Annotated in this window: 22 protein-coding genes; 10 read left to right on the top strand and 12 right to left on the bottom strand. The window is 65.2% G+C overall.

The features are described from left to right. Nucleotides 1-220 precede the first annotated feature (220 nt). A complete protein-coding gene (gene rpsT, locus KHO22_RS03350) occupies nt 221-487 on the top strand; it encodes a 30S ribosomal protein S20 (protein ID WP_011298911.1) in 267 nt (88 codons plus the stop codon). Between the two features lie 122 nt (nt 488-609). Here rpsT and KHO22_RS03345 read toward each other — a convergent pair whose 3' ends face one another. Beyond that, complete coding sequence (locus KHO22_RS03345) at nt 610-909, bottom strand: DUF3579 domain-containing protein (RefSeq protein WP_211945682.1); 300 nt, start codon at nt 907-909, stop codon at nt 610-612. A 416-nt stretch (nt 910-1,325) separates the two neighbouring features. Between KHO22_RS03345 and argF the strand changes: the two genes are divergently transcribed. Next, the gene (argF, locus tag KHO22_RS03340; protein ID WP_211945681.1) at nt 1,326-2,249 is read left to right on the top strand and encodes an ornithine carbamoyltransferase; all 924 of its coding nucleotides are present in this window, start codon (nt 1,326-1,328) and stop codon (nt 2,247-2,249) included. Between the two features lie 90 nt (nt 2,250-2,339). Further along, nucleotides 2,340-2,651, top strand: coding sequence for a pyrimidine/purine nucleoside phosphorylase (gene ppnP, locus KHO22_RS03335; protein ID WP_211945889.1), 312 nt, complete (start codon nt 2,340-2,342; stop codon nt 2,649-2,651). Nucleotides 2,652-2,676: 25 nt separating this feature from the next. Here ppnP and murB read toward each other — a convergent pair whose 3' ends face one another. After that, on the bottom strand, nt 2,677-3,687 hold the full coding sequence (gene murB / locus KHO22_RS03330; RefSeq protein ID WP_211945680.1) for a UDP-N-acetylmuramate dehydrogenase: 1,011 nt from the start codon (nt 3,685-3,687) through the stop codon (nt 2,677-2,679). A gap of 138 nt (nt 3,688-3,825) precedes the next feature. On the opposite strand from murB, the gene KHO22_RS03325 reads away from it, so the two are divergent. Next, a complete protein-coding gene (locus KHO22_RS03325; RefSeq protein WP_211945679.1) occupies nt 3,826-4,311 on the top strand; it encodes a YajQ family cyclic di-GMP-binding protein in 486 nt (161 codons plus the stop codon). A gap of 54 nt (nt 4,312-4,365) precedes the next feature. Here the strand turns inward: KHO22_RS03325 and KHO22_RS03320 are convergent, their stop codons facing one another. The 3 genes from KHO22_RS03320 to KHO22_RS03310 all read right to left on the bottom strand — a co-directional run bounded on the left by KHO22_RS03320 (nt 4,366) and on the right by KHO22_RS03310 (nt 5,941). Further along, complete coding sequence (locus KHO22_RS03320) at nt 4,366-4,815, bottom strand: DUF192 domain-containing protein (protein WP_211945678.1); 450 nt, start codon at nt 4,813-4,815, stop codon at nt 4,366-4,368. 156 nt (nt 4,816-4,971) lie between these two features. After that, the gene (locus tag KHO22_RS03315) at nt 4,972-5,172 is read right to left on the bottom strand and encodes a hypothetical protein (protein ID WP_211945677.1); all 201 of its coding nucleotides are present in this window, start codon (nt 5,170-5,172) and stop codon (nt 4,972-4,974) included. Nucleotides 5,173-5,275: 103 nt separating this feature from the next. After that, on the bottom strand, nt 5,276-5,941 hold the full coding sequence (locus tag KHO22_RS03310; RefSeq protein WP_211945676.1) for a pseudouridine synthase: 666 nt from the start codon (nt 5,939-5,941) through the stop codon (nt 5,276-5,278). 252 nt (nt 5,942-6,193) lie between these two features. Between KHO22_RS03310 and icd the strand changes: the two genes are divergently transcribed. Together icd and KHO22_RS03300 are read left to right on the top strand one after the other, a co-directional pair. Next, entirely contained in the window at nt 6,194-7,444 is a 1,251-nt protein-coding gene (icd, locus tag KHO22_RS03305) for an NADP-dependent isocitrate dehydrogenase (RefSeq protein ID WP_211945675.1), read from the top strand. 137 nt (nt 7,445-7,581) lie between these two features. Beyond that, complete coding sequence (locus KHO22_RS03300) at nt 7,582-8,043, top strand: VOC family protein (protein WP_211945674.1); 462 nt, start codon at nt 7,582-7,584, stop codon at nt 8,041-8,043. Nucleotides 8,044-8,275: 232 nt separating this feature from the next. Here the strand turns inward: KHO22_RS03300 and KHO22_RS03295 are convergent, their stop codons facing one another. Further along, nucleotides 8,276-8,485, bottom strand: coding sequence for a cold-shock protein (locus KHO22_RS03295; RefSeq protein WP_211945673.1), 210 nt, complete (start codon nt 8,483-8,485; stop codon nt 8,276-8,278). Between the two features lie 523 nt (nt 8,486-9,008). Here KHO22_RS03295 and clpS point away from each other — a divergent pair. The 4 genes from clpS (at nt 9,009) to KHO22_RS03275 (ending at nt 13,619) form a co-directional block, all read left to right on the top strand. Further along, the gene (gene clpS / locus KHO22_RS03290; RefSeq protein WP_116318045.1) at nt 9,009-9,335 is read left to right on the top strand and encodes an ATP-dependent Clp protease adapter ClpS; all 327 of its coding nucleotides are present in this window, start codon (nt 9,009-9,011) and stop codon (nt 9,333-9,335) included. Beyond that, entirely contained in the window at nt 9,332-11,626 is a 2,295-nt protein-coding gene (gene clpA / locus KHO22_RS03285; protein ID WP_211945672.1) for an ATP-dependent Clp protease ATP-binding subunit ClpA, read from the top strand. The genes clpS and clpA overlap by 4 nt, the downstream gene beginning before the upstream one ends. A 134-nt stretch (nt 11,627-11,760) precedes the next feature. Further along, on the top strand, nt 11,761-12,771 hold the full coding sequence (locus KHO22_RS03280) for a tripartite tricarboxylate transporter substrate binding protein (protein WP_211945671.1): 1,011 nt from the start codon (nt 11,761-11,763) through the stop codon (nt 12,769-12,771). Next, nucleotides 12,771-13,619 (top strand): VOC family protein, encoded by an 849-nt coding sequence (locus KHO22_RS03275; protein ID WP_211945670.1) that lies wholly within the window; start codon nt 12,771-12,773, stop codon nt 13,617-13,619. Before KHO22_RS03280 ends, KHO22_RS03275 begins: the two co-directional genes overlap by 1 nt. A 12-nt stretch (nt 13,620-13,631) precedes the next feature. Here KHO22_RS03275 and dut read toward each other — a convergent pair whose 3' ends face one another. The 6 genes from dut to KHO22_RS03245 form a co-directional block, all read right to left on the bottom strand. Further along, entirely contained in the window at nt 13,632-14,132 is a 501-nt protein-coding gene (dut, locus tag KHO22_RS03270) for a dUTP diphosphatase (protein ID WP_211945669.1), read from the bottom strand. A gap of 50 nt (nt 14,133-14,182) precedes the next feature. Continuing rightward, entirely contained in the window at nt 14,183-15,208 is a 1,026-nt protein-coding gene (locus KHO22_RS03265; protein ID WP_211945668.1) for an LLM class flavin-dependent oxidoreductase, read from the bottom strand. Between the two features lie 6 nt (nt 15,209-15,214). Beyond that, on the bottom strand, nt 15,215-16,417 hold the full coding sequence (gene coaBC / locus KHO22_RS03260; RefSeq protein WP_211945667.1) for a bifunctional phosphopantothenoylcysteine decarboxylase/phosphopantothenate--cysteine ligase CoaBC: 1,203 nt from the start codon (nt 16,415-16,417) through the stop codon (nt 15,215-15,217). Nucleotides 16,418-16,495: 78 nt separating this feature from the next. Next, nucleotides 16,496-17,029 (bottom strand): signal peptidase II, encoded by a 534-nt coding sequence (lspA, locus tag KHO22_RS03255; RefSeq protein WP_211945666.1) that lies wholly within the window; start codon nt 17,027-17,029, stop codon nt 16,496-16,498. After that, nucleotides 17,029-19,920 (bottom strand): isoleucine--tRNA ligase, encoded by a 2,892-nt coding sequence (gene ileS / locus KHO22_RS03250; protein ID WP_211945665.1) that lies wholly within the window; start codon nt 19,918-19,920, stop codon nt 17,029-17,031. Before ileS ends, lspA begins: the two co-directional genes overlap by 1 nt. Before the next feature lie 133 nt (nt 19,921-20,053). Beyond that, nucleotides 20,054-21,061 carry a bifunctional riboflavin kinase/FAD synthetase gene (locus KHO22_RS03245; protein ID WP_211945664.1) on the bottom strand — a complete coding sequence of 336 codons (1,008 nt, stop codon included), beginning with the start codon at nt 21,059-21,061 and terminating at the stop codon, nt 20,054-20,056. Between the last annotated feature and the right edge of the window lie 203 nt (nt 21,062-21,264).

The raw sequence follows: 21,264 nt of genomic DNA, 5'->3' as shown, positions 1-21,264 counted from the left end.
TATTATACGGATCGTCCCGGCCGCAACCCGGTGCTGCTCAGCGGCGTTGCTTGGTATACCCAGTCCGGCCTTGCGTGTGGCTCCGCCGTATGTGTATAATTGCCGATTCACAAGGACAGTTGCGTTCCGGATTCGTGTGTCAGTGCATCCCGGGTCGCTTGATATGACTTAATTGTTGTGTCCCCCGCGGCACGCATCTGAATTCAGGATATTTAATTAAATGGCAAATTCCGCACAAGCCCGCAAGCGCGCTCGCCAAGCCGTTGCGCAGAACGCTCACAACTCCAGCCTGCGCTCGCGCCTGCGTACCGCCGTCAAGGCTGTCCGCAAGGCCATCGACGCCGGCGACAAGGCTGCCGCTGCTGAAATCTTCAAGAATTCGCAAGCGACCATCGACAGCATTGCCGACAAGAAGATCGTGCACAAGAACAAGGCTGCGCGTCACAAGTCGCGTCTGTCGGCCGCCATCAAGGCCATGGCTGCCTGATAGTTGCCAGGGCCGCCACGGCGGCCCCGACGGGTACCGCAAGGTGCCCGCCCAATAAAAAAGCTCGTCATGCGACGAGCTTTTTTGTTTTCCGGCTACCGCTTCGCGCGGTGCCGGGCGTCTTATTCCAGCGAGCAGGCTTCGACCAGTTGCAGGTTGTTGTCGCGTGCGAAGTTCAGCACGAAGTCCAGCGCCTTGGGTTCGATCTCGCGCAGGCGCACATCGACCACCACGCATTTGACGTTGCCCGAGAAGATCGGGCGCACATAGGGGGAATAGGTCAGGCGGGGATCGCCGGAATCGCCTTCGGGGCGGAATTGCGCCATGACGCCGCAGAGTCGTTCAGCCCAGTCGCTTGGACGGAAGGTCTTGCCTTCCTTGGTAATGCCTTGGATGAAGTATTCGCGAACATTGGGGTTCATGAGACTGGGCGACTGCGGGTGAGGCGAGGTGACTCGACGGAAAACCCGCGGAACGGGCGCCCGTTTGACGCGGCCGGCGAGTGTTTGGTTCGCTCTTTCCGGCCGGGGTGGCGGGGCGTCGGTGTCTGCGGGGGCACTTTTGATGCCGGCGGCGGGCGGCGGCAAGGGTATGCCGGGCCCCGCGTGAATCAGCGAGTATTATATCTTATATAAGACTTGCGCATAAGCCCGAAATCCTGTCAGGAACCTGTCAGGCGGGTGCCGGACCGGGTTCTTCCGGGCTCGCCAAAGCAGAAATAATCCCTTATGATCGACGCACGTAAATTGCGTATGCGACGCGAAAGGCGGCTCCGCGACGCGCTTCTGTCATGCAGGTTCATGACGGCGTGTCTCCTCCGGGCCGCCTTCTTTGTTTTATGAGCTCAACCCCGATCAAGCATTACCTCCAGTTCAGCGACTTGTCTCCGGACGAGTACGAGTACCTGCTGGACCGCGCACGGATCCTCAAGGCCAAGTTCAAGAACTACGAGACATGGCACCCGCTGCATGACCGCACCCTGGCCATGATCTTCGAGAAGAACTCGACGCGTACGCGCCTGTCGTTCGAAGCCGGCATCCACCAGCTTGGCGGCCACGCAGTGTTTCTCAACACGCGCGACTCCCAGCTGGGCCGCGGCGAGCCGATCGAAGATGCGGCGCAGGTGATTTCGCGCATGGTCGACGTCATCATGATCCGCACGTTCGGGCAGGACATCATCGAACGCTTCGCCGCGCATTCGCGCGTGCCGGTCATCAACGGCCTGACCAACGAATACCATCCTTGCCAGGTGCTGGCCGACGTGTTCACCTACATCGAGCAGCGCGGCAGCATCCGCGGCAAGACCGTGGCATGGATCGGTGACGCCAACAACATGGCCTACACCTGGATCCAGGCGGCCGAGCGACTGGGTTTCACCTTCAATTTTTCGGCGCCTCCGGGCTACCAGCTCGATCCGGCGATGGTGCCGGCATCGGCCGCGGGCCAGCTCAAGGTGTTCGACGATCCGCTGGCTGCGTGCCAGGGTGCCAGCCTGGTGACCACCGACGTGTGGACCAGCATGGGCTTCGAGGCCGAGAACGATACCCGCAAGCGCGCCTTCAAGGACTGGATGGTGACCACGGCCATGATGGACCGCGCCGAGTCCGATGCGCTGTTCATGCATTGCCTGCCCGCCCACCGTGGCGAGGAAGTCGAGGCCACGGTGATCGACGGCCCGAAGAGCGTGGTCTGGGAGGAGGCGGAAAACCGCCTGCACGTGCAGAAGGCGCTGATGGAATACCTGCTCTGCGGCCGCTACTGAAGCAAGCGCCGACAGGCACAAGGGGAGGGGCCGCGATGGCCCCTCTTTTTACGTGACCGCATCCACATGACTGCAATCAAGGAGATGGAAGTGAGCCAGTTCGACAACGTATCGGTCGTCAAGAAGGCCAACCTGTATTTCGACGGCAAGTGCGTAAGCCACACGGTGCTGTTTGCCGACGGCACGCGCAAGACGCTGGGCGTGATCTTCCCGTCGACGCTGACGTTCAACACCGGCGCGCCGGAGATCATGGAAGTCAACGCGGGCGTGTGCCGCGTGCGCCTGGCCGGCTCGGACGCCTGGCAGACCTATGGCGCCGGACAGCAGTTCAGCGTGCCGGGCAACAGCAGCTTCGATATCGAAGTGCAGGAAACCCTCGACTACGTCTGCCACTTCGCCTGATCGCTGATAGTGGCCACGGAGCCGGTCAGAGCACGACCGGTTCCGGCTCGATGCGCACGCCGAAGCGGGCCTGGACCGTATCGGCGATGCGCGCGGCCAGTGCCAGCAGCGCTGCGCCGCTACCGCCGCCATGGTGCACCAGCACCAGCGCCTGCTTGCCATAGACGCCCACCGGGCCGTCACTGACACCCTTGAAGCCGCAGCGGTCAATCAGCCAGCCCGCAGCCAGCTTGAACGTGCCGTCGGGTTGGGCATAGCTGACGAGGTCGGGGTGGCTGGCCAGCAGCGCGTGCCGTTGCTCGGCGCTGACCAGTGGATTCTTGAAGAAGCTGCCCGCATTGCCGATCTGCGCGGGATCCGGCAGCTTGCGCGAACGGATCGCAATCACCGCATCGCGGATCGCCGCGGCATCGGGCGTCGCATCGCCTTCGAGTTCCCGTGCCAGTTCCCCATAGGCGAGCACTGGCTGCCAGTTGCGCGGCAGGCGCAGCGTCACCGCCGTGATGATGTAGCGATCGCGGCCCGCCTGCTTGAACAGGCTGTCGCGGTAGCCGAATGCGCACTGTGCCAGGTCGAGGTCCACGAAGCGCAGCGTCTGGCGGTCGAGCGCGCGCAGGCCGGCAAAGCGCTCGCGCAGTTCCACGCCATAGGCGCCGATGTTCTGGATGGGTGCCGCACCCGCGGTGCCCGGAATCAGCGCCAGGTTTTCGAGGCCAGGCAGGCCGTCGGCAATGGTGCGGCAGACCAGGCCATGCCAGTTCTCGCCGGCACCGGCCGTGACCAGCCATGCATCAGTGCCCGTTTCGACGCGGTATCCCGGAATCTCCATCAGCAGCACCAGCGCGTCGAGATCGCCGGTCAGCACGACATTGCTGCCGCCACCGAGCACCACCAGCGGCAGGCCCCGGCCGCGCGGGTCTTCCAGCGCGGCCAGCAGGTCGGCTTCGCTGCGGACATGGACGGCATAGCGCGCGCGGACATCGAATCCGAATGTATTGTGGCGGCGCAGGGGATAAAATTCGTGGAAATCTGCCATGCAAGCTAGAGGGGTGATGCGGCCGCCACAGCGGGGCCAGGCGCCTCATGGGTGCGAGGCAGGCTGGATTATACGGAAGTGCCGGCGTGGCCCGATCGGGCCATGGACGCCGTGCAGGCAAGTGACAAGGAGAATGCAATGCCGTCGTTTGACGTAGTGTGCGAAGCCAATATGGTCGAGATCAAGAATGCGGTCGAACAGGCCAACAAGGAGATCTCGACGCGTTTCGATTTCAAGGGTTCGGACGCACGAGTCGAGCAAAAGGAGGGCGAACTGACCGCCTTCGCGGACGATGACTTCAAGCTGGGCCAGGTCAAGGATGTGCTGATCAACAAGATGGCCAAGCGCAATGTCGATGTGCGCTTCCTCGACTACGGCAAGGTCGAGAAGATCAGCGGTGACAAGGTCAAGCAGGTCATCACCATCAAGAAGGGCGTGACCGGCGACCTGGCCAAGAAGATCGTGCGCATGATCAAGGACAGCAAGATCAAGGTGCAGGCCAGCATCCAGGGCGACGCCGTGCGGGTTTCCGGCACCAAGCGCGACGATCTGCAGGGCGTGATCGCGATGCTGCGCAAGGACGTGTCCGAGGCGCCGCTGGACTTCAACAACTTCCGGGACTGATTCCCGTACGGGCACCGGTGCAATGCCGGCGCCTGGCGAGGCTGCCCGCTGCGCTCAGCGCGGCTGCGGCAGCCCGCCGATCTTCGCGCCGGCCCGGATGCCCTTCTGCGCGAACCATCCCTTGTTCATTTCGAGCGCGTAGCGGATCGCTGCCTTGGGGCAGTGATTGTCTTGCGTCTGCGGCGCCATGTCCTCGATATTGACGATGCTGCCGTCGTCAGCCAGGAAGGCGATCGACAGCGGCAGGTCCGTATTCTTCATCCAGAAGCAGTGCCCGGCCTTCTGCTCGAACATGAACAGCATGCCGGCATTGGCCGGCATCGACTTGCGGTACATCAGCCCTTGCTCGCGCGCCGCGGGCGTCGACGCGACCTCGGCCTGAATGGCGTACATCCCGGCCGTGAGGGGCACTACGGGCAGGTCGCTCTGTGCGTGGACCAGGCCCGTGACGGTGGCGGCCAGCAGGATGCAGCGGGAAAGCAGGGTCTTGGTCAGGATTCGCATGGCAATGCGGCTTGGGTTCGATGGCAGGCGCAAGCATAACGCACGCACGCGCAGACTGAGCGGCATCCGCACGACGCCAGGTGGATACAAAAAAAGGCAGGTTGCCGGGCAACCTGCCTTTCACACGTGCGTCGGATATCCGACGCGGCCGCGTGCTTACTGTGCGGCGCCTTCGGCCTTCGGTGCCGAAGCAGCTGCCTTCTTGGAGTGGTGCTTCTTGTGCGAGCTCTTCTTCGTGCTCGCCTTCGGGGCTTCCTTGGCGGCCGGAGCTGCCTCGGCGGCGGCCGGAGCCGAAGCCTGGGCGAAGGCGCCGGTGGCGAACAGGCCAACAACCAGAGCAGCGATCAGTTTTTTCATTGCTATTACCTCGAAGAGTGACTGTAGTCGGAAAGTTGGCGCGCAATTGGACGCGTCACCGACAACAACGACGACACCGCCCACTGCGTTGACGTGCCGGGTGTTAGTTTTTGTAACGCACTCGACCCTTGTTGCCGGCGCCAGCTCCGCGTGCCCGGACGGTATCCTGCCCGGAACCGCGCGGCGCAGGTTGCGATGCGCGCGTGGGCGGCAGGCCGAGCAGCTCCGGCGCCACGACGCAGGACTGCCCGGGCTGCAGTTCCAGTTCGCGCAGGTCAAGCCGGCCGATGGTGGCGCGCACCAGGCGCAGGGTCGGGAAGCCGACTGCGGCGGTCATGCGGCGGACCTGGCGGTTCTTGCCTTCGCGGATCTGCAGCTCCAGCCAGCTGGTCGGGATCGCTGCGCGATAGCGCACGGGCGGATGCCGGGGCCAGAGCCACGACGGTTCTTCAACCGCGCGGACCTTGGCCGGCAGGGTATGGAAGTCGCCGAGATCGACGCCTTGCCGCAGGCGCGCCAGCGCGGGCTCGTCAGGGATGCCTTCCACCTGCGCGAAGTAGGTCTTGGCCAGCTTGTGGCGTGGATCGGCGATCCGTGCCTGCAGGCCGCCGTCATCGGTGAGCAGCAGCAGGCCCTCGCTGTCGGCGTCGAGGCGGCCGGCCGGGTACACGCCGGGCGTCGCGATCCACTCGGCCAGCGTCGGGCGCGAGGGGTGCTCGGAAAACTGGCTCATGGTGCCAAAGGGCTTGTTCAGGGCAATCAGCGTCATGGGACAGCAGTATGCCGCAGCCCGGCCGCTTGCCGGCGTTCCTTGGCCGGGCGCGGCCTGGCGGCATGGCAGAGCACAAGGAATTGCTGCATAATAACTAGCTGGTCTTGTGTCTTATATAAGACTGGCATGGTGCGGCGCAACGCAGGCGGCCCCTGGCCTCCAGCTACAATGCCTTCGCTCCACCTCCCTCATTTTGCTGCCGGGTCGTGTGCCGGGCGGCCGTCTTAACCGTTCCGTACTGGAGACGTCATGTATCAACATATCAAGGTCCCGGCTGGCGAGAAGATCACGGTCAACCAGGATTTCTCGCTGAATGTCCCGGACCAGCCGATCATTCCCTACATTGAAGGCGATGGTACGGGCCTGGATATCACCCCGGTGATGATCAAGGTGGTGGACGCCGCAGTGGCCAAGGCTTACGCCGGCAAGCGCAAGATCTCTTGGATGGAGATCTACGCCGGCGAGAAGTCCACCAAGGTCTACGGCCCGGATGTGTGGCTGCCCGACGAGACCCTGGACGTGCTCAAGGAATACGTCGTCTCGATCAAGGGCCCGCTGACCACGCCGGTCGGCGGTGGCATCCGTTCGCTGAACGTGGCGTTGCGCCAGCAGCTCGACCTCTATGTGTGCCTGCGCCCGGTGCGCTACTTCAAGGGTGTGCCTTCGCCGGTGCGCGAGCCGGAGAAGACCAATATGGTCATCTTCCGCGAGAACTCCGAAGACATCTACGCCGGCATCGAGTGGGAAGCCGAAAGCGCGCAGGCCAAGAAGCTGATCGCCTTCCTGCAGAACGAGATGGGCGTGAAGAAGATCCGCTTCCCCGAAACCTCGGGCATCGGCGTCAAGCCCGTGTCGAAGCAGGGCACCCAGCGACTGGTGCGCAAGGCCATCCAGTACGCCATCGACAACGACAAGCCGTCGGTGACGCTGGTGCACAAGGGCAACATCATGAAGTTCACGGAAGGCGGTTTCCGTGACTGGGGCTATGAACTGGCCCAGGCGGAATTCGGCGCCGAGCTGGTCGACGGCGGCCCGTGGTGCAAGTTCAAGAACCCGAAGACCGGCCGCGACATCGTCATCAAGGACGCCATCGCTGACGCCTTCCTGCAGCAGATCCTGCTGCGTCCGGCCGAATACTCGGTGATCGCCACGCTGAATCTGAACGGCGACTACATTTCCGACGCGCTGGCGGCGCAGGTCGGCGGCATCGGCATCGCGCCGGGCGCGAACCTGTCCGACTCCGTGGCCATGTTCGAAGCCACCCACGGCACGGCGCCGAAGTATGCCGGCAAGGATTATGTGAATCCGGGCTCGGAAATCCTGTCGGCTGAAATGATGCTGCGCCATATGGGCTGGACTGAAGCGGCCGACCTGATCATCGCCTCGATGGAAAAATCGATCCTGTCCAAGAAGGTCACGTACGACTTCGCCCGCCTGCTGGAAGGCGCGACACAGGTGTCGTGCTCCGGTTTTGGCCAGGTGATGATCGACAATATGTGATCCACAGGTCCGGCAGGCGCCAGCGCGCCTGCATGCAAAAGCCCCGGCACCGCCATGCGGCTGCCGGGGTTTTTCTTGCCTGGCGCGCACGCCTTGGCTAGAACGTGAAGGTGTCCGGAATTGCTGGGAGAGCTCAGATGGAAGACCCGTTTCGCCGCACCGCACTAGCCCCGGCCCTGTTCTACAGGGAGCCGCTGGGCGCGCTCGACTGGCTGGAACAGGCGTTCGGTTTCGCGCGCACCATGGTCATCACGGACGACCAGGGCCGGCTGGCGCATGCCGAAATGCGTTTCGGTGACAGCTACCTGATGATCGGGAGCGAGTGGACCGACTACACGGCAAGCCCCGCCAGCGTGAACGGCAAGAACACGCAGTCGGTCCATGTCCACCTGCGGGACGGGCTGGACGCGCATTGCGAACGCGCCCGCGCCGCCGGCGCGGTGATCGTCAGCGAGCCGGAAGACCAGTTCTACGGCGACCGCGTCTACACTGCCCGCGACCCCGAGGGCCATGTCTGGACCTTCGGACAGACCGTGCGGCAGGTCAGCCGGGAAGAAGCGGAGCAAGCCAGCGGGCTGAAGATCGACGGCTGGATCTGAGCGGTCCGGGTTTGCTGCAACGCCACTGGCGCAGCATGCAGAAAGCCCGGCGCGAGGCCGGGCTTTCGGTCGGATGCGGTAGCGTGCAGCTGAGAGCCGTGCAACGGCGTTGCCACTGCCCCGAGGGCGGCGGCAAGGCTGTTTTTCGTGGATCCCGTTCCGGGGGAGTTCCCCCCGCATCCTTGGTGACCACCCCGGAACTCTGTCGGCCCGGGTGCGGTCGCGGCGCACTTCAGGCCTGGGCGTCCTGGATGTTGGTGGCCTGCTTGCCCTTGGGGCCCTGGGTCACCTCGAACGAGACGCGCTGACCTTCCTTGAGCGTCTTGAAGCCCGCCATCTGGATTGCCGAAAAGTGCGCAAACAGTTCTTCATCGCCTTCGTCCGGCTTGATGAACCCGAAGCCCTTGGCGTCATTGAACCATTTGACGATACCGCTTGCCATATACTCCCCCCAACGAAATAGCAGATTTCAAAGCGGGGAAGCCTGCGGCCAGCTGGATGACACGCGCAGCGGCGCCATGGCAGCCGCTTCCTTTCGGGATGCGGACGGCAATGACGCAGCATGGGTGAATCGCGTGGCGACGCTTCCGGCCAATGTATGCCAGTATTGCCACCACTGTTCGTAAGCCTCCCTGCTCACGGATCACCCGGTCCGGCCTTTTGCTTGGCTCGCTGGCCTGAACCCGGTGTGCGACCGATTTTTCTGGCAAACCAATCCACTGTCAAGCTGGCGGATTCCCCACTCCCGGCAGGGTGTGGCGGGAATGGGACGGCGGCTGATGGTACCGTGTGGGGGGCGCACAGGGGAGCGGCGCGCATTGGCGATAGCCCGACGGCATGCGCCACCCACGTGCATTGCAGTGCCTTTGGCGCTGTCCGAACGACGCGGAATGAGTGGCAGGGCTCTTGAATCCTGCCACAGTTCCCCAAATTGCAGAGTTGCGAGTAAGGGTTAGAATAAAGCCATGGCTACACGGCTGGCGAATGTCCCACAACGCGAAGCAGGCACCATTCTGGAGCGGAAAGAGCAGGCGCTCAAACCGCCCGCTATGTACAAGGTGGTGCTGCTCAATGACGACTACACTCCGATGGAGTTTGTAGTCATGATCCTGCAACAGTATTTCAGCAGGGACCGTGAAACGGCGACGCAGATCATGCTCACCGTTCATCGGGAAGGTAAGGGCGTCTGCGGTATCTACACCAGAGATATCGCCGCGACTAAGGTCGAGCTGGTGTCAACGCACGCGCGGCAGGCGGGCCACCCGCTGCAGTGCGTGATGGAGGAAGCATGATTGCGCAAGAATTGGAAGTGAGCCTGCACATGGCGTTCGTTGAGGCCCGGCAGGCACGCCACGAGTTCATTACCGTGGAACACCTGCTGCTGGCGTTGCTCGACAACCCGACTGCAGCTGAGGTCTTGCGCGCCTGCGCGGCCAATATCGAGGACTTGCGCACCAGCCTGAAGAATTTCATCGCTGACAACACACCGGTCGTTCCCGGCACGGATGAGGTCGACACCCAGCCCACGCTCGGGTTCCAGCGCGTGATCCAGCGCGCGATCATGCATGTGCAGTCGACCTCCAACGGCAAGAAGGAAGTGACTGGCGCCAACGTGCTGGTCGCCATCTTCGGCGAGAAGGATTCGCATGCCGTCTACTACCTGCAGCAGCAGGGCGTGACGCGCCTGGACGTGGTCAACTTCATCAGCCACGGTATCCGCAAGGATCAGTCCGAGCCGGCCAAGCACGGTGATGGCACGGGCGAAGGCGAAGGCGGCGACGGCAAGGAAAGCCCGCTCGAGCAATACACCCAGAACCTGAATTCACTGGCCAAGGCCGGCAAGATCGACCCGCTGATCGGCCGCGAAAGCGAAGTCGAGCGCGTGGTGCAGGTGCTGTGCCGCCGGCGCAAGAACAACCCGCTGCTGGTCGGCGAGGCCGGCGTCGGCAAGACCGCGATTGCGGAAGGCCTGGCCTGGCGCATCACCAAGAACGAGGTGCCGGACATCCTCGAAAAGGCCACGGTGTACTCGCTCGACATGGGCGCGCTGCTGGCCGGCACCAAGTACCGCGGTGATTTCGAGCAGCGCCTCAAGGGCGTGCTGAAATCGCTGAAGGACAACCCGAACGCGATTCTCTTCATCGACGAAATCCACACGCTGATCGGCGCGGGCGCCGCGTCGGGCGGCACGCTGGACGCGAGCAACCTGCTCAAGCCGGCCCTGTCGTCGGGCCAGCTCAAGTGCATCGGCGCAACCACCTTCACCGAATACCGCGGCATCTTCGAGAAAGACGCGGCGCTGTCACGGCGCTTCCAGAAGATCGACGTGGTCGAGCCGTCGGTCGACCAGACCGTGCAGATCCTGCGTGGCCTGAAGTCGCGCTTCGAGGAGCACCACGGCGTCAAGTACGCGGCGTCGGCGCTGACCGCGGCGGCCGAACTGTCGGCGCGCTTCATCACCGACCGTCACCTGCCTGACAAGGCGATCGACGTGATCGACGAAGCCGGCGCGGCGCAGCGCATCCTGCCGAAGTCGAAGCAGAAGAAGACCATCGGCAAGGGCGAGATCGAGGACATCGTTTCGCGCATTGCCCGCATCCCGCCGCAGAGCGTGAACCAGGACGACCGCAGCAAGCTGCAGACGCTGGAGCGCGACCTGAAATCGGTAGTGTTCGGCCAGGACCCGGCCATCGAGGCGCTGGCCTCGGCGATCAAGATGTCGCGCGCGGGCCTGGGCAAGACCGACAAGCCGATCGGCTCCTTCCTGTTCTCGGGCCCCACGGGCGTGGGCAAGACCGAAGTCGCCAAGCAGCTTGCCTTCATCATGGGCATCGAGCTGCTGCGCTTCGACATGTCCGAGTACATGGAACGCCATGCGGTCAGCCGCCTGATCGGCGCGCCGCCGGGATACGTTGGCTTCGACCAGGGCGGCCTGCTGACCGAGGCCGTCACCAAGAAGCCGCACTGCGTGCTGCTGCTGGACGAAATCGAGAAGGCGCACCCGGATATCTTCAATATCCTGCTGCAGGTCATGGACCATGGCTCGCTGACCGACAACAACGGCCGGCGCGCCGATTTCCGCAACGTGATCATCATCATGACCACCAACGCGGGGGCGGAGACCATGAACCGCGCCACCATCGGCTTCACCACGTCGCGCGAGCAGGGCGATGAAATGGCCGACATCAAGCGCATGTTCACGCCGGAGTTCCGCAACCGGCTGGACGCGATGATCAGCTTCCGTTCGCTGGACGAGGAAATCATCCTGCGCGTGGTGGACAAGTTCCTGATGCAACTGGAAGAGCAGCTTCACGAGAAGAAGGTGGAAGCCAGCTTCACCGAGAAACTGCGCAAGTTCCTGGCACACAAGGGCTTCGATCCGCTGATGGGCGCCCGCCCGATGCAGCGCCTGATCCAGGACATGATCCGCAAGGCCCTGGCCGACGAGTTGCTGTTCGGCAAGCTGGTGTCCGGGGGCAAGGTAGTGGTCGATCTCGACGAACAGGACCAGATCAAGCTCGACTTCTCCGAAGCCGATCCGGAGCCGCCGGAGTCGGAAAGCGAGCAGCGCGCGGAGGCCTGAGTGGCGACCTGAGCGTCGCACGAGGACATTGTCTGCAATTGCGGCCATCCTCGGGCAAAATACAGGGGCGGCAGAAATGCCGCCCCTTGTTTTTTGTCCCGGCAGCCAGCTGGCTGCCTCTTCCTGAAAGACCGATGTCCCGTCCCGAACGCACGCGGCTGCGCCGCATGCTGCTCAAAGCCCTGCCATTAGCCGCCACGCCGCTCACCGCGGTGCAAGCCGTTGCCGCCAGCGCGCCCGCCGAATCGCCCGCCAGCGGCCGTCCGATCACGATGGTCCTGCCGTTCCCGCCCGGTGGCAGCGTCGATATCGTGGCGCGCCAGTTGCAGCCGGGCCTCAAGGCCTTGCTGGGCCAGACGGTCGTGGTCGACAACAAGCCGGGGGCGGGCGGGCTGATCGCCTCCAGTACGGTTGCACGGGCCAAGGGCGACGGCAATACCCTCCTGATGGCCTTCGATACCCACGCCATCAACCCGTTTGCCTACAAGCAGCTGCCCTACGACACCTTCCGCGATTTCACCCCGATTTCGCAGCTGGTACGCTTTCCGCTCGTGATCGCCGCCAACCCCGCGCTGCCGGCCTCGAATGTGCGAGAGCTGGTGGCACTGGCCAAGGCCAGGCACGACGGCGTGCGCTATGCCTCATCCGGCATCGGCAGCCTCAACCAGCTTGCCGCCGAGGCCCTGGCGACCGAAGCCGGCGTGCACATGCTTCACGTGCCGTACAAGGGCGGCGGTCCGGCCGTGCAGGCCGTGCTGTCGAACGAGGTCGACATCTTTTTCAGCAGCTACGCGGCCGTGCAGGCCCATATCGCGGCCAAGACCATCAAGGTGCTGGGCGTTACGGGCACCAGCCGGCTGAAGCAGTTGCCGCAGGTACCGACGGTGGCGGAGCAGGGCGTGCGCGGGTTCGAGGCGTACTCGTGGATCGGCGTGTTCGGTCCGGCAGGCATGGCGCCGGCCACCGTGAGCCGCATCCATGATGCGCTGGTGGAATCGCTGCACCAGCCGCGCGTGGTCGATGCCCTGGCGGCGCAAGGCTTCGAGATCGTCGGCGGCAGTCCCGCCGAGCTTGGCAACCTTGTACGCCATGAGCACGACAAGTGGCAGGCCGTGGCGCGCAAAGCCAATATCCAGTTCGAGTAATGGCCAGCAAAGCTGAAATGTTCGACCACGCTGTCGTGGTCTGCCCCGATCTCGATGCCGGCGCCGAGGCCTGGCGCCGGCTCGGCTTTACGCTGACGCCGCGCGGCTATCACACGCTGGGTTCCCAGAACCACTGCATCATGCTGGCGCGCGACTATGTCGAGCTGCTCCATGTCACGGCACCGAGCCCCAGCCGGCAGTATTACTGGGACGCGCAGGTGCGCGGCGGCGGCTGTGCGGCCATGTCATGCAAGAGCGCCGACGCCTTCGGCACGGCGGCCCGCCTGCGCGAGGGCGGCTGGCATACCTCCGAGCCGATCGAGTTTTCCAGACCAGTGGTGCTCGACGATGGCAGCGAGCACGCTGCCACGTTTCGCGTCACGGCGCTGGACGATGCGCCAGGCGCGCGCTACTTCGTCTGCGAACACCGCACGCCCGAACTGCTCTGGCGGCCGGAATGGATCCGGCACGCCAATGGCGCGCAGGGTATTGCGTCGATGTTCATGGTGGTGGCGCCGGCGCTGGTGGATGCGACCGGCCGCGCCTATGCGGAGCTGACCGGCGGCGAGATGACGCAGCTGAGCGACCACATCTGCAGTCTCGCGGTGGATGATGCCACGCTGGTCATCAGTACGCCCCAGGCCCTGGCGGCGGCAACCGGCACCTCGCACATCCAGCGCGATGTGCCCGGCTATGCGGCGATCCGCCTGCGCACGGGCGCGCTGGCAGAAGCGCGCCAGATCTGGCGCGCGGCTGGCATTCCTGCCCAGGACCTCGGGCCGCAGGAGACCCTGATTCCGGCGAGCGCCGCCGGCGGTGTAGCCCTGCTGTTCGAACAACAGGGCTGAAGCACGGCAGGTTCAGGCGCTGGCCTTGGCGTGGTGCACGCCGGTCGAGCCGAAACCGCCGGCACCGCGCTCGCTGTTTTCCGAGAATTCTTCCACCGTCGTGAACACCGGGCGCAGCACGGGCACGAACATCATCTGCGCGATGCGCTCGCCGGGCTGGATCACGATGGGCTCGGTGCCGGGAGCGTTGCGGTTCCACACGCTGACCATGATCTGGCCCTGGTAGTCGGCGTCGATCACGCCGATCGAATTGCCCAGCACCAGTCCCTTCTTGTGGCCCAGCCCCGAGCGCGGCACGATGGTCGCTGCCATGTACGGGTTGCCCATATGCACGGCGATGCCGGCCGGCACCAGCTGCGCGGGGGTGCCCGGTGCGATCGACACCGGCGCGTCGACGCAGGCGTGCAGGTCGATGGCGGCAGCCATGTCGCTCTGGTAGGCGGGCAGGCCCCACTCGTTCAGGCGGGAATCCAGCACCTTGATTTCGACGGACGGGTTCAGTTCTTGGCTCATTTCGGGATCGGTTTGGCGAATCTCCGGCAAGGCGGCTTGCCCTGCCGGTTTCAGTTTTCGGAATTCAGTTCAAACGCCTCGGCCAGCAGTTCGTACGTGCGCAGCCGGGCAGCGTAGGTCGCGGTCACGCTCAGCACGACCAGCTCGTCCGCGGCGAACTGCTCGCGCAGGGCCAGCATGCGCTCCGTCACGCGTTCGGGCGTGCCGCAGATCGTGCGCGGGCGCTCGCGCTCGATGATCAGCTGGTCGCGCTCGGTCGCAACGTGGCTGTGAGCCTGTTCCAGCGACGGGATCGGCGCGTTGACGCCATAGGCCATCTGCAGCCGGCGCAGGTCCACGGCGCGTTCCAGTTCGGCCGCTTCGGCATCGGTGTCGGCGCAGATCACGAAGATCGCGGCGGCGCTGTAGGGCCGTGCCTCATAGCCGGGCTGGAAGTCCTCGCGGTATTGCCGTGCGACATGATGGCCCGTGTGCGCGTTGATGAAATGCGCAAACGCGAACCGCAGCCCCAGGCGCGCGGCCAGCGCGCCGCCGTAGTCGCTGGAGCCCAGTATCCACAGTTCGGGCTTCGTATCCACCACGGGCTGCAGCAGCACGCCCTCGGCCAGGTGACCGGGCGGCACGTCGCCACGCAGCAGGCAGGACAGGTCGCGCACCTGCTCCTCGAACTGCGCGCCACGGTCGTACTGGCCCATTGCCACGGCCTGCGCCGTGCGCATATCGCCGCCGGGCGCGCGGCCCACGCCAAGGTCGATGCGGTTCGGGAACAGGCCTTCGAGCATGCGGAACTGCTCGGCAACCTTGAACGGGCTGTAGTAGGGCAGCATGACGCCGCCCGAGCCCAGCCGGATGCGCTGCGTGACGCTGCCGAGGCGAGCCAGCATGACTTCGGGCGCCGGATTGCAGACGCCGCGCAGGCCGTGGTGCTCGGCGCACCAGTAGCGCGTGTAGCCAAGCGCGTCGGCCATCTGCGCCAGTTCTACGGTGGCGGCCAGCGCGTCACGCGCGGTGTGGCCGGCGATCACCGGGCTCTGGTCGAGCACGGACAGGCGCAGCCGGGGTCGGTTCGCGGTCATGATGCGTCAGGGTTGGCCGCGGCCCGGCAGGCGCTGGCCGATGGCCGCCACGAGCTGGCGCGCCAGGGTCAGCTTGTCGGCGCGCGGCAGCCGGGTCATGCCGGCGGCATCGAACAGCACAATCTCGTTGTCGTCGAGGCCGAAGGTATGGTGGCCGATATTGCCCACCAGCAGCGGCACGCCCTTGCGCTGGCGCTTCTGCTCGCCGTACTGCTCCAGGTTCTCGCTCTCCGCGGCAAAGCCGACGCAGTAGGGCGCATCGGCGCGCGCGGCGACGGCTGCCAGGATGTCCGGGTTCTGCACGAACTGCAGGGTTGGCGTATCGGTATCGTTGGCCTTCTTGAGCTTCTGCTGCGCTACCTCGGCAGGGCGCCAGTCGGCCACGGCCGCGACCGCGATGAAGACGTTCACGTCGCGCAACTGGGCCAGAACCGTGTCATGCATCTGCTGAGCGCTGCGCACATCGGTGCGCACCACGCCACGCGGCGTGGGCAGGCTGGTCGGGCCAGCGACCAGCAGCACCTCGGCGCCGGCTTCGCGCGCGGCGCGGGCGATCGAAAAGCCCATCTTGCCCGACGAAAGATTGGTGATGCCGCGCACCGGGTCGATGGCCTCGAAGGTCGGGCCCGCGGTGATCAATACACGCTTGCCGGCCAGCGGCTTGGGCTGGAAGAAGGCAATGATGTCATCGACCAGTTCTTCCGGTTCCAGCATGCGGCCGTCGCCGACTTCGCCGCAAGCCTGGTCGCCACTGCCCGGGCCCAGGATCGCGACACCATCCGCCCGCAACTGCGCCGCGTTGCGCTGCGTGGGCGCGGCGGCCCACATCTGGCGGTTCATGGCCGGTGCCACGAGCAGCGGGCAGTCGCGCGCGATGCACAGCGTGGTGAGCAGGTCATCGCACAGGCCATTGGCCAGCTTGGCCAGGAAATCGGTCGATGCGGGCGCGATCACGATGGCGTCGGCCTCGCGCGAGAGGTCGATGTGCGCCATGTTGTTGTCGACCCGCGCATCCCACTGCGACAGGAACACCGGGCGCCCCGACAAGGCTTGCATGGTGACCGGCGTGATGAAGTGGGTCGCCGCCTCGGTCATGGCCACCTGTACTGTGGCGCCTGCCTTGGTCAGCAGGCGGACCAGCTCGGCGGACTTGTAGCAGGCGATGCCGCCGGTCAGGCCGAGAACGATGTGCTTGCCGCGCAAATCCATGTGGGACTCGTCAGAGAAAGGGGTTTCGGCATGATACCGGCAGCCCGCGGGGGCTGCCGGAGGCGGCTCGGTGCCGGCTCAGTGCCGACGAACGCGCCGCAGCTCGTCGACGATCAGCAGTACCGCGCCCACGGTGATGGCGCAGTCGGCGACGTTGAACGCCGGCCAGTGGTAGTTGCGCACGTAGAAATCGAGGAAGTCGACCACGTGCCCGTAGACCACGCGATCGACCACGTTGCCCACGGCGCCGCCCAGGATCAGCGACACGGCGAAGCAGAACAGACGCTGGCCCGTATGGCGGTACAGCAGCCAGACGATGAACGCGCCGACCACGAGCCCGAGCCCGGTGAAGAACCAGCGCTGCCAGCCACCGGCATCAGCCAGGAAGCTGAACGCCGCGCCCTTGTTGTACACCAGGACCAGGTTGAAGAAGCGCGTTACCGGGCGCGATTCGCCGTACGTGAACGTACGCACGATGACGATCTTGAAGAACTGGTCCAGCACCACTACCAGCAGGGCGAACGCCATCCACAGCAGCGGCGTGGTGTTGCCCGAGGCCTTGTTGTTGTTGCGGCGTGCCGGGCGGGCGGAACGGGTCGTGGACGATGCCATCAGGCATGGCTCCTGTGTTCACCGGCGCCGAACAGGTTGCTGTCGCAGCGGCCGCAAAGGGTCGGATGGTCGGGATTCTGGCCAACGTCGGCGCGGTAGTGCCAGCAGCGTTCGCACTTCGCATGCTCCGAAGCTGCCACGGTGACCAGCAGGTCGCCCGCCTCGGGCGCGTGCTCGACCGTGGCCGCGGAGGTCAGCAGCACGAAGCGCAGGTCGTCGCCCAGGCTCTGCAGCGCGGCCAGCACCGGGCCGCCGGCCTGGATGGTGACTTCAGCCTGCAGCGAGGAGCCGATGGCGCCTTCCACACGTACCGCCTCGAGCTGCTTCGTGACTTCCGCCCGGACTTCGCGCAGGGTATGCCATTTCTGCAGCAGATCGTCGGCCTCATCCACTTCCGGCAGCGTGTAGTACGTGCTCGTGAAGATGGTGTCGGTGTGGCCGGTGCCGTGCGCGAACACCTGCCAGGCTTCCTCGGCAGTGAACGAGAGGAACGGTGCCATCCAGTGCAGCATGGCCTGCGTGATGTGGTACAGCGCGTTCTGCGCCGCGCGACGGGCCTTCGAGTCCGGCGCGGTAGTGTAGAGGCGGTCCTTCAGCACGTCCAGGTAGAAGCCACCCAGGTCTTCCGAGCAGAAGGTCTGCAGCTTGGCCACCACCGGGTGGAACTCGTATGAGTCGTAGTGCGACAGCACTTCCTTCTGCAGGCGCTCGGACAGTGCCACGGCGTAGCGGTCGATCTCCAGCCATTCCGAAGCCGGCAGTGCGTGCCTGGCGTGGTCGTAGTCGGACAGGTTCGACAGCAGGAAGCGCAGCGTATTGCGGATGCGCCGATAGCTTTCCACCACGCGTTTGAGGATCTCGTCGGAGATCGACAGCTCGCCCGAGTAGTCGGTCGAGGCCACCCACAGGCGGATGATCTCGGCGCCCATCTTGTTCGCGATGTCCTGCGGCGACACGGTGTTGCCGACCGACTTCGACATCTTGCGGCCTTCGCCGTCGACGGTGAAGCCGTGCGTCAGCAGCGCCTTGTATGGCGGCTTGCCATACAGCATCGACGCGGTCAGCAGCGACGAATGGAACCAGCCGCGGTGCTGGTCCGAGCCTTCCAGATACAGGTCCGCCAGACGGCCATCGGCTTCATCGGCCGACGGGTCGTACAGGTCGTCGCGGTGCGAGCCACGGATCACGGTCCAGTGCGTGGTGCCCGAATCGAACCACACGTCGAGCGTGTCGCGGTTCTTCTCGTACTGGTCGGCCTCGGCGCCGAGCAGTTCCTTCGGGTCCAGTGCCTGCCACGCCTCGATGCCGTGCTGCTCGACGCGCTTGGCCACCTCTTCCAGCAGCTCCGGCGTGCGCGGGTGCAGCGCGCCGGTTTCCTTGTGGAGGAAGAAGGCCATCGGCACGCCCCACTGGCGCTGGCGCGACAGCGTCCAGTCCGGGCGGTTGGCGATCATGTTGTGCAGGCGCTGCTTGCCCCAGGACGGGAAGAACTCGGTGGCCTCGATGCCGGCCAGCGCGGTTTCGCGCAGCGTGGGCACCGGCTGGCCGTCCTGCTCGACCGGATCCACGTCCATGCCCGCGAACCACTGCGAGGTGGCGCGGTAGATGATCGGCGTCTTGTGGCGCCAGCAGTGCATGTAGCTGTGGGTGTACTTGTGCGAATTGAACAGGTTGCCGGACGCCTTCAGGACCTCGACGATCTTCGGGTTCGCATCCCAGATCGACAGGCCGCCGAACAGCGGCAGCGTGCCCGCGTACACGCCGTTGCCCATTACCGGGCTGATGATGTCGTGGTCGCTCATGCCGTGCGCCTTGCACGACTGGAAGTCTTCCACGCCATAGGCCGGGGCCGAGTGCACGATGCCCGAGCCGGTGTCGGTGGTCACGTAGTCGCCGAGGTAGATCGGCGACAGGCGGTCATAGCCGGCGTCCATCTTCGCCAGCGGGTGGTGGAAGCGGATCTCCGACAGTGCGGCGCCGGTGCTGGTCGCCACGACCTTGCCTTCCAGTTCGTAGACCTTGAGCTGTTCCTCGACCCGCTCGGTCGCCAGGATCAGGTAGCCGCGCGGCGTGTCGACCAGCGCGTATTCGACTTCCGGATGCACGTTGAGCGCCTGGTTGCTCGGGATCGTCCAGGGCGTCGTGGTCCAGATCACGATCCAGCCCGGCTTGGCGTTGATCTGGTCGATCGAAACCTTGAAGGCGTGCGCCAGCTTGTCGGTCTCGGCGAACGGGAAGCCCACGTCGATCGACAGGTCGACCTTGTCCTTGTACTCGACCTCGGCCTCGGCCAGCGCCGAACCGCAGTCGAAGCACCAGTTCACCGGTTTCAGGCCGCGGAACACGTAGCCCTTTTCCATGATCTTGGCGAGGGCGCGGATTTCGTCGGCCTCGTTGCTGTAGTTCATGGTCAGGTAGGGGTGGTCCCAGTCGCCGAGCACGCCCAGGCGCTCGAAGTCCACCATCTGGCGCTTGATCTGCTCGGTGGCGTAGGCGCGTGCCTTGGCCTGGACTTCCTGCACCGGCAGGCCCTTGCCGAACTGCTTCTCGATCTGGATCTCGATCGGCATGCCGTGGCAATCCCAGCCCGGCACGTAGACGGCGTCCAGGCCGGTCAGCCCGCGCGCCTTGACGATCATGTCCTTGAGGACCTTGTTGACCGCGTGGCCGATGTGGATGTCGCCGTTGGCATACGGCGGGCCATCATGCAGCACGAACTTCCTGGCACCCTTGCGAGCCGCGCGGATCTTCTTGTAGAGCTGCTTGTCCTGCCACTGCTTGACCCACTGCGGTTCACGCTTGGGCAGGTCGCCGCGCATCGGGAAGGTGGTGTCCAGCAGGTTGACCGGATATTTGCTTTTCTCGGGCTTGGCGCGTTTGTCGTTGGACATGTCGATTCTCGGGGCAATTCGTTTGGCGCGCACCGGGCCGCTGATTTGGCCACGCATGGGTCGCACTTGGGCGTGCGCGCAGGAAAGACTGGATGGGGCGGAACGCGAACCGGCACCGTGGGGTGCCGGGCCGCTAGCTAATTCGGTCGGTGGCGGAGGTGGCGAAGTCGCGGCCGCCGGTGCCCTCGGCTTGGCCGGTGGAGGCGTCCGGCGAGGTCAGGCCGAAGAAGCCGCGCGCGTCGGCGCTGTCCTTGGCGATGGCCGCGGTCAGGTCTTCCAGGTTGTCGAAGCGCGCCTCGTCGCGCAGCTTCTTCATGAACTCCACCCGGATCAGCTTGCCATACAGATTCTGGTTGACGTCGAACAGGTGGACTTCCAGCAGCACGCGGCCGGCATCCTCGATGGTCGGGCGCACGCCGATGCTGGCCACGCCGGGCAGCGGATGATCGGCAATGCCGTGCACCTGCACGACGAAAATGCCGTTGACCGCGGGACGCTTGTGCGAAATGCGCAGGTTCAGCGTCGGAAAGCCCAGGTCGCGGCCCAGCTTGCGGCCGTGGATCACGTGGCCGCTGATCGCATAGCCATGGCCGAGCAGTCGACGCGCGTGTTCGAGGTCGCCCTCGGCCAGCGCTTGGCGCACGGCCGAGCTGGAGATGCGGATGCCGCCCTCGGACACCGAGCCCATCTGCTCAACGTCGAAGCCGAAGCGCTGGCCCGCGTCCTGCAGGTAGGTGAAATCGCCGGCGCGCTTGGCCCCGAAGCGGAAGTCGTCACCGACCAGCACCCAGCGTGCGTGCAAGCCATGCCACAGCACGTTCTCGACGAACGCCTGCGGCGACTGGCCGGCAAAGTGGGCGTTGAAGTGCTCCACCACCACGCGGTCCACGCCGTTGCGGCGCAGGCTCTCGAGCTTGTCGCGCAGCAGGGCGATGCGGGTCGGGGCCTTGTCCGGCGTGAAGAACTCGCGCGGATGCGGCTCGAACGTCATCACGCACAGCGGCAGGCCGCGCGCATCGGCCGCCGCGCGCGCGCGCGCAAGCAGCGACTGGTGGCCGCGATGCACACCGTCGAAATTGCCGATGGTGAGCGCGCAAGGCGCCCGGCTCTCGGCGTTGGGCAGGCCGCGGAAGACTTTCACGGGGACGGCGGGAAATGATTCGGGTAAAGCGGGCATTATAAGGCGAATGGGTCCGATTGCCCTTTCCGGGCGCCTACGATCCGGCCAGCCCCGCGGTTTTTGTGGCGCAACCGCCCTGTCGTCGTGGCGCGATGCGGCAAAAGGCGGCATGATAGGCGCCACCCAGACGCGCGGCGCATTGGCTGCCGGCGTGTCCAAGCCTC

Source organism: Cupriavidus yeoncheonensis, from assembly GCF_905397275.1.
Taxonomy (GTDB): Bacteria; Pseudomonadota; Gammaproteobacteria; order Burkholderiales; family Burkholderiaceae; genus Cupriavidus; species Cupriavidus yeoncheonensis.
Note: the sequence above shows the minus strand (reverse complement) of the source record. Positions and strands in the feature narration are given on the sequence as shown.

Bases quoted from the DNA above. Each gene is read 5' to 3' on its own strand.
- lspA (WP_211945666.1), bottom strand. From the start codon at position 17,029: ATGGCATCGTCCACGACCCGTTCCGCCCGCCCGGCACGCCGCAACAAC.
- clpS (WP_116318045.1), top strand. From the start codon at position 9,009: ATGGCTACACGGCTGGCGAATGTCCCACAACGCGAAGCAGGCACCATT.
- murB (WP_211945680.1), bottom strand. From the start codon at position 3,687: ATGGCAGATTTCCACGAATTTTATCCCCTGCGCCGCCACAATACATTC.
- icd (WP_211945675.1), top strand. From the start codon at position 6,194: ATGTATCAACATATCAAGGTCCCGGCTGGCGAGAAGATCACGGTCAAC.
- KHO22_RS03280 (WP_211945671.1), top strand. From the start codon at position 11,761: ATGTCCCGTCCCGAACGCACGCGGCTGCGCCGCATGCTGCTCAAAGCC.
- rpsT (WP_011298911.1), top strand. From the start codon at position 221: ATGGCAAATTCCGCACAAGCCCGCAAGCGCGCTCGCCAAGCCGTTGCG.
- argF (WP_211945681.1), top strand. From the start codon at position 1,326: ATGAGCTCAACCCCGATCAAGCATTACCTCCAGTTCAGCGACTTGTCT.
- KHO22_RS03320 (WP_211945678.1), bottom strand. From the start codon at position 4,815: ATGCGAATCCTGACCAAGACCCTGCTTTCCCGCTGCATCCTGCTGGCC.
- coaBC (WP_211945667.1), bottom strand. From the start codon at position 16,417: ATGGATTTGCGCGGCAAGCACATCGTTCTCGGCCTGACCGGCGGCATC.
- KHO22_RS03345 (WP_211945682.1), bottom strand. From the start codon at position 909: ATGAACCCCAATGTTCGCGAATACTTCATCCAAGGCATTACCAAGGAA.
- KHO22_RS03295 (WP_211945673.1), bottom strand. From the start codon at position 8,485: ATGGCAAGCGGTATCGTCAAATGGTTCAATGACGCCAAGGGCTTCGGG.
- KHO22_RS03315 (WP_211945677.1), bottom strand. From the start codon at position 5,172: ATGAAAAAACTGATCGCTGCTCTGGTTGTTGGCCTGTTCGCCACCGGC.
- clpA (WP_211945672.1), top strand. From the start codon at position 9,332: ATGATTGCGCAAGAATTGGAAGTGAGCCTGCACATGGCGTTCGTTGAG.
- KHO22_RS03300 (WP_211945674.1), top strand. From the start codon at position 7,582: ATGGAAGACCCGTTTCGCCGCACCGCACTAGCCCCGGCCCTGTTCTAC.
- KHO22_RS03325 (WP_211945679.1), top strand. From the start codon at position 3,826: ATGCCGTCGTTTGACGTAGTGTGCGAAGCCAATATGGTCGAGATCAAG.
- KHO22_RS03310 (WP_211945676.1), bottom strand. From the start codon at position 5,941: ATGACGCTGATTGCCCTGAACAAGCCCTTTGGCACCATGAGCCAGTTT.
- ileS (WP_211945665.1), bottom strand. From the start codon at position 19,920: ATGTCCAACGACAAACGCGCCAAGCCCGAGAAAAGCAAATATCCGGTC.
- KHO22_RS03275 (WP_211945670.1), top strand. From the start codon at position 12,771: ATGGCCAGCAAAGCTGAAATGTTCGACCACGCTGTCGTGGTCTGCCCC.
- dut (WP_211945669.1), bottom strand. From the start codon at position 14,132: ATGAGCCAAGAACTGAACCCGTCCGTCGAAATCAAGGTGCTGGATTCC.
- KHO22_RS03265 (WP_211945668.1), bottom strand. From the start codon at position 15,208: ATGACCGCGAACCGACCCCGGCTGCGCCTGTCCGTGCTCGACCAGAGC.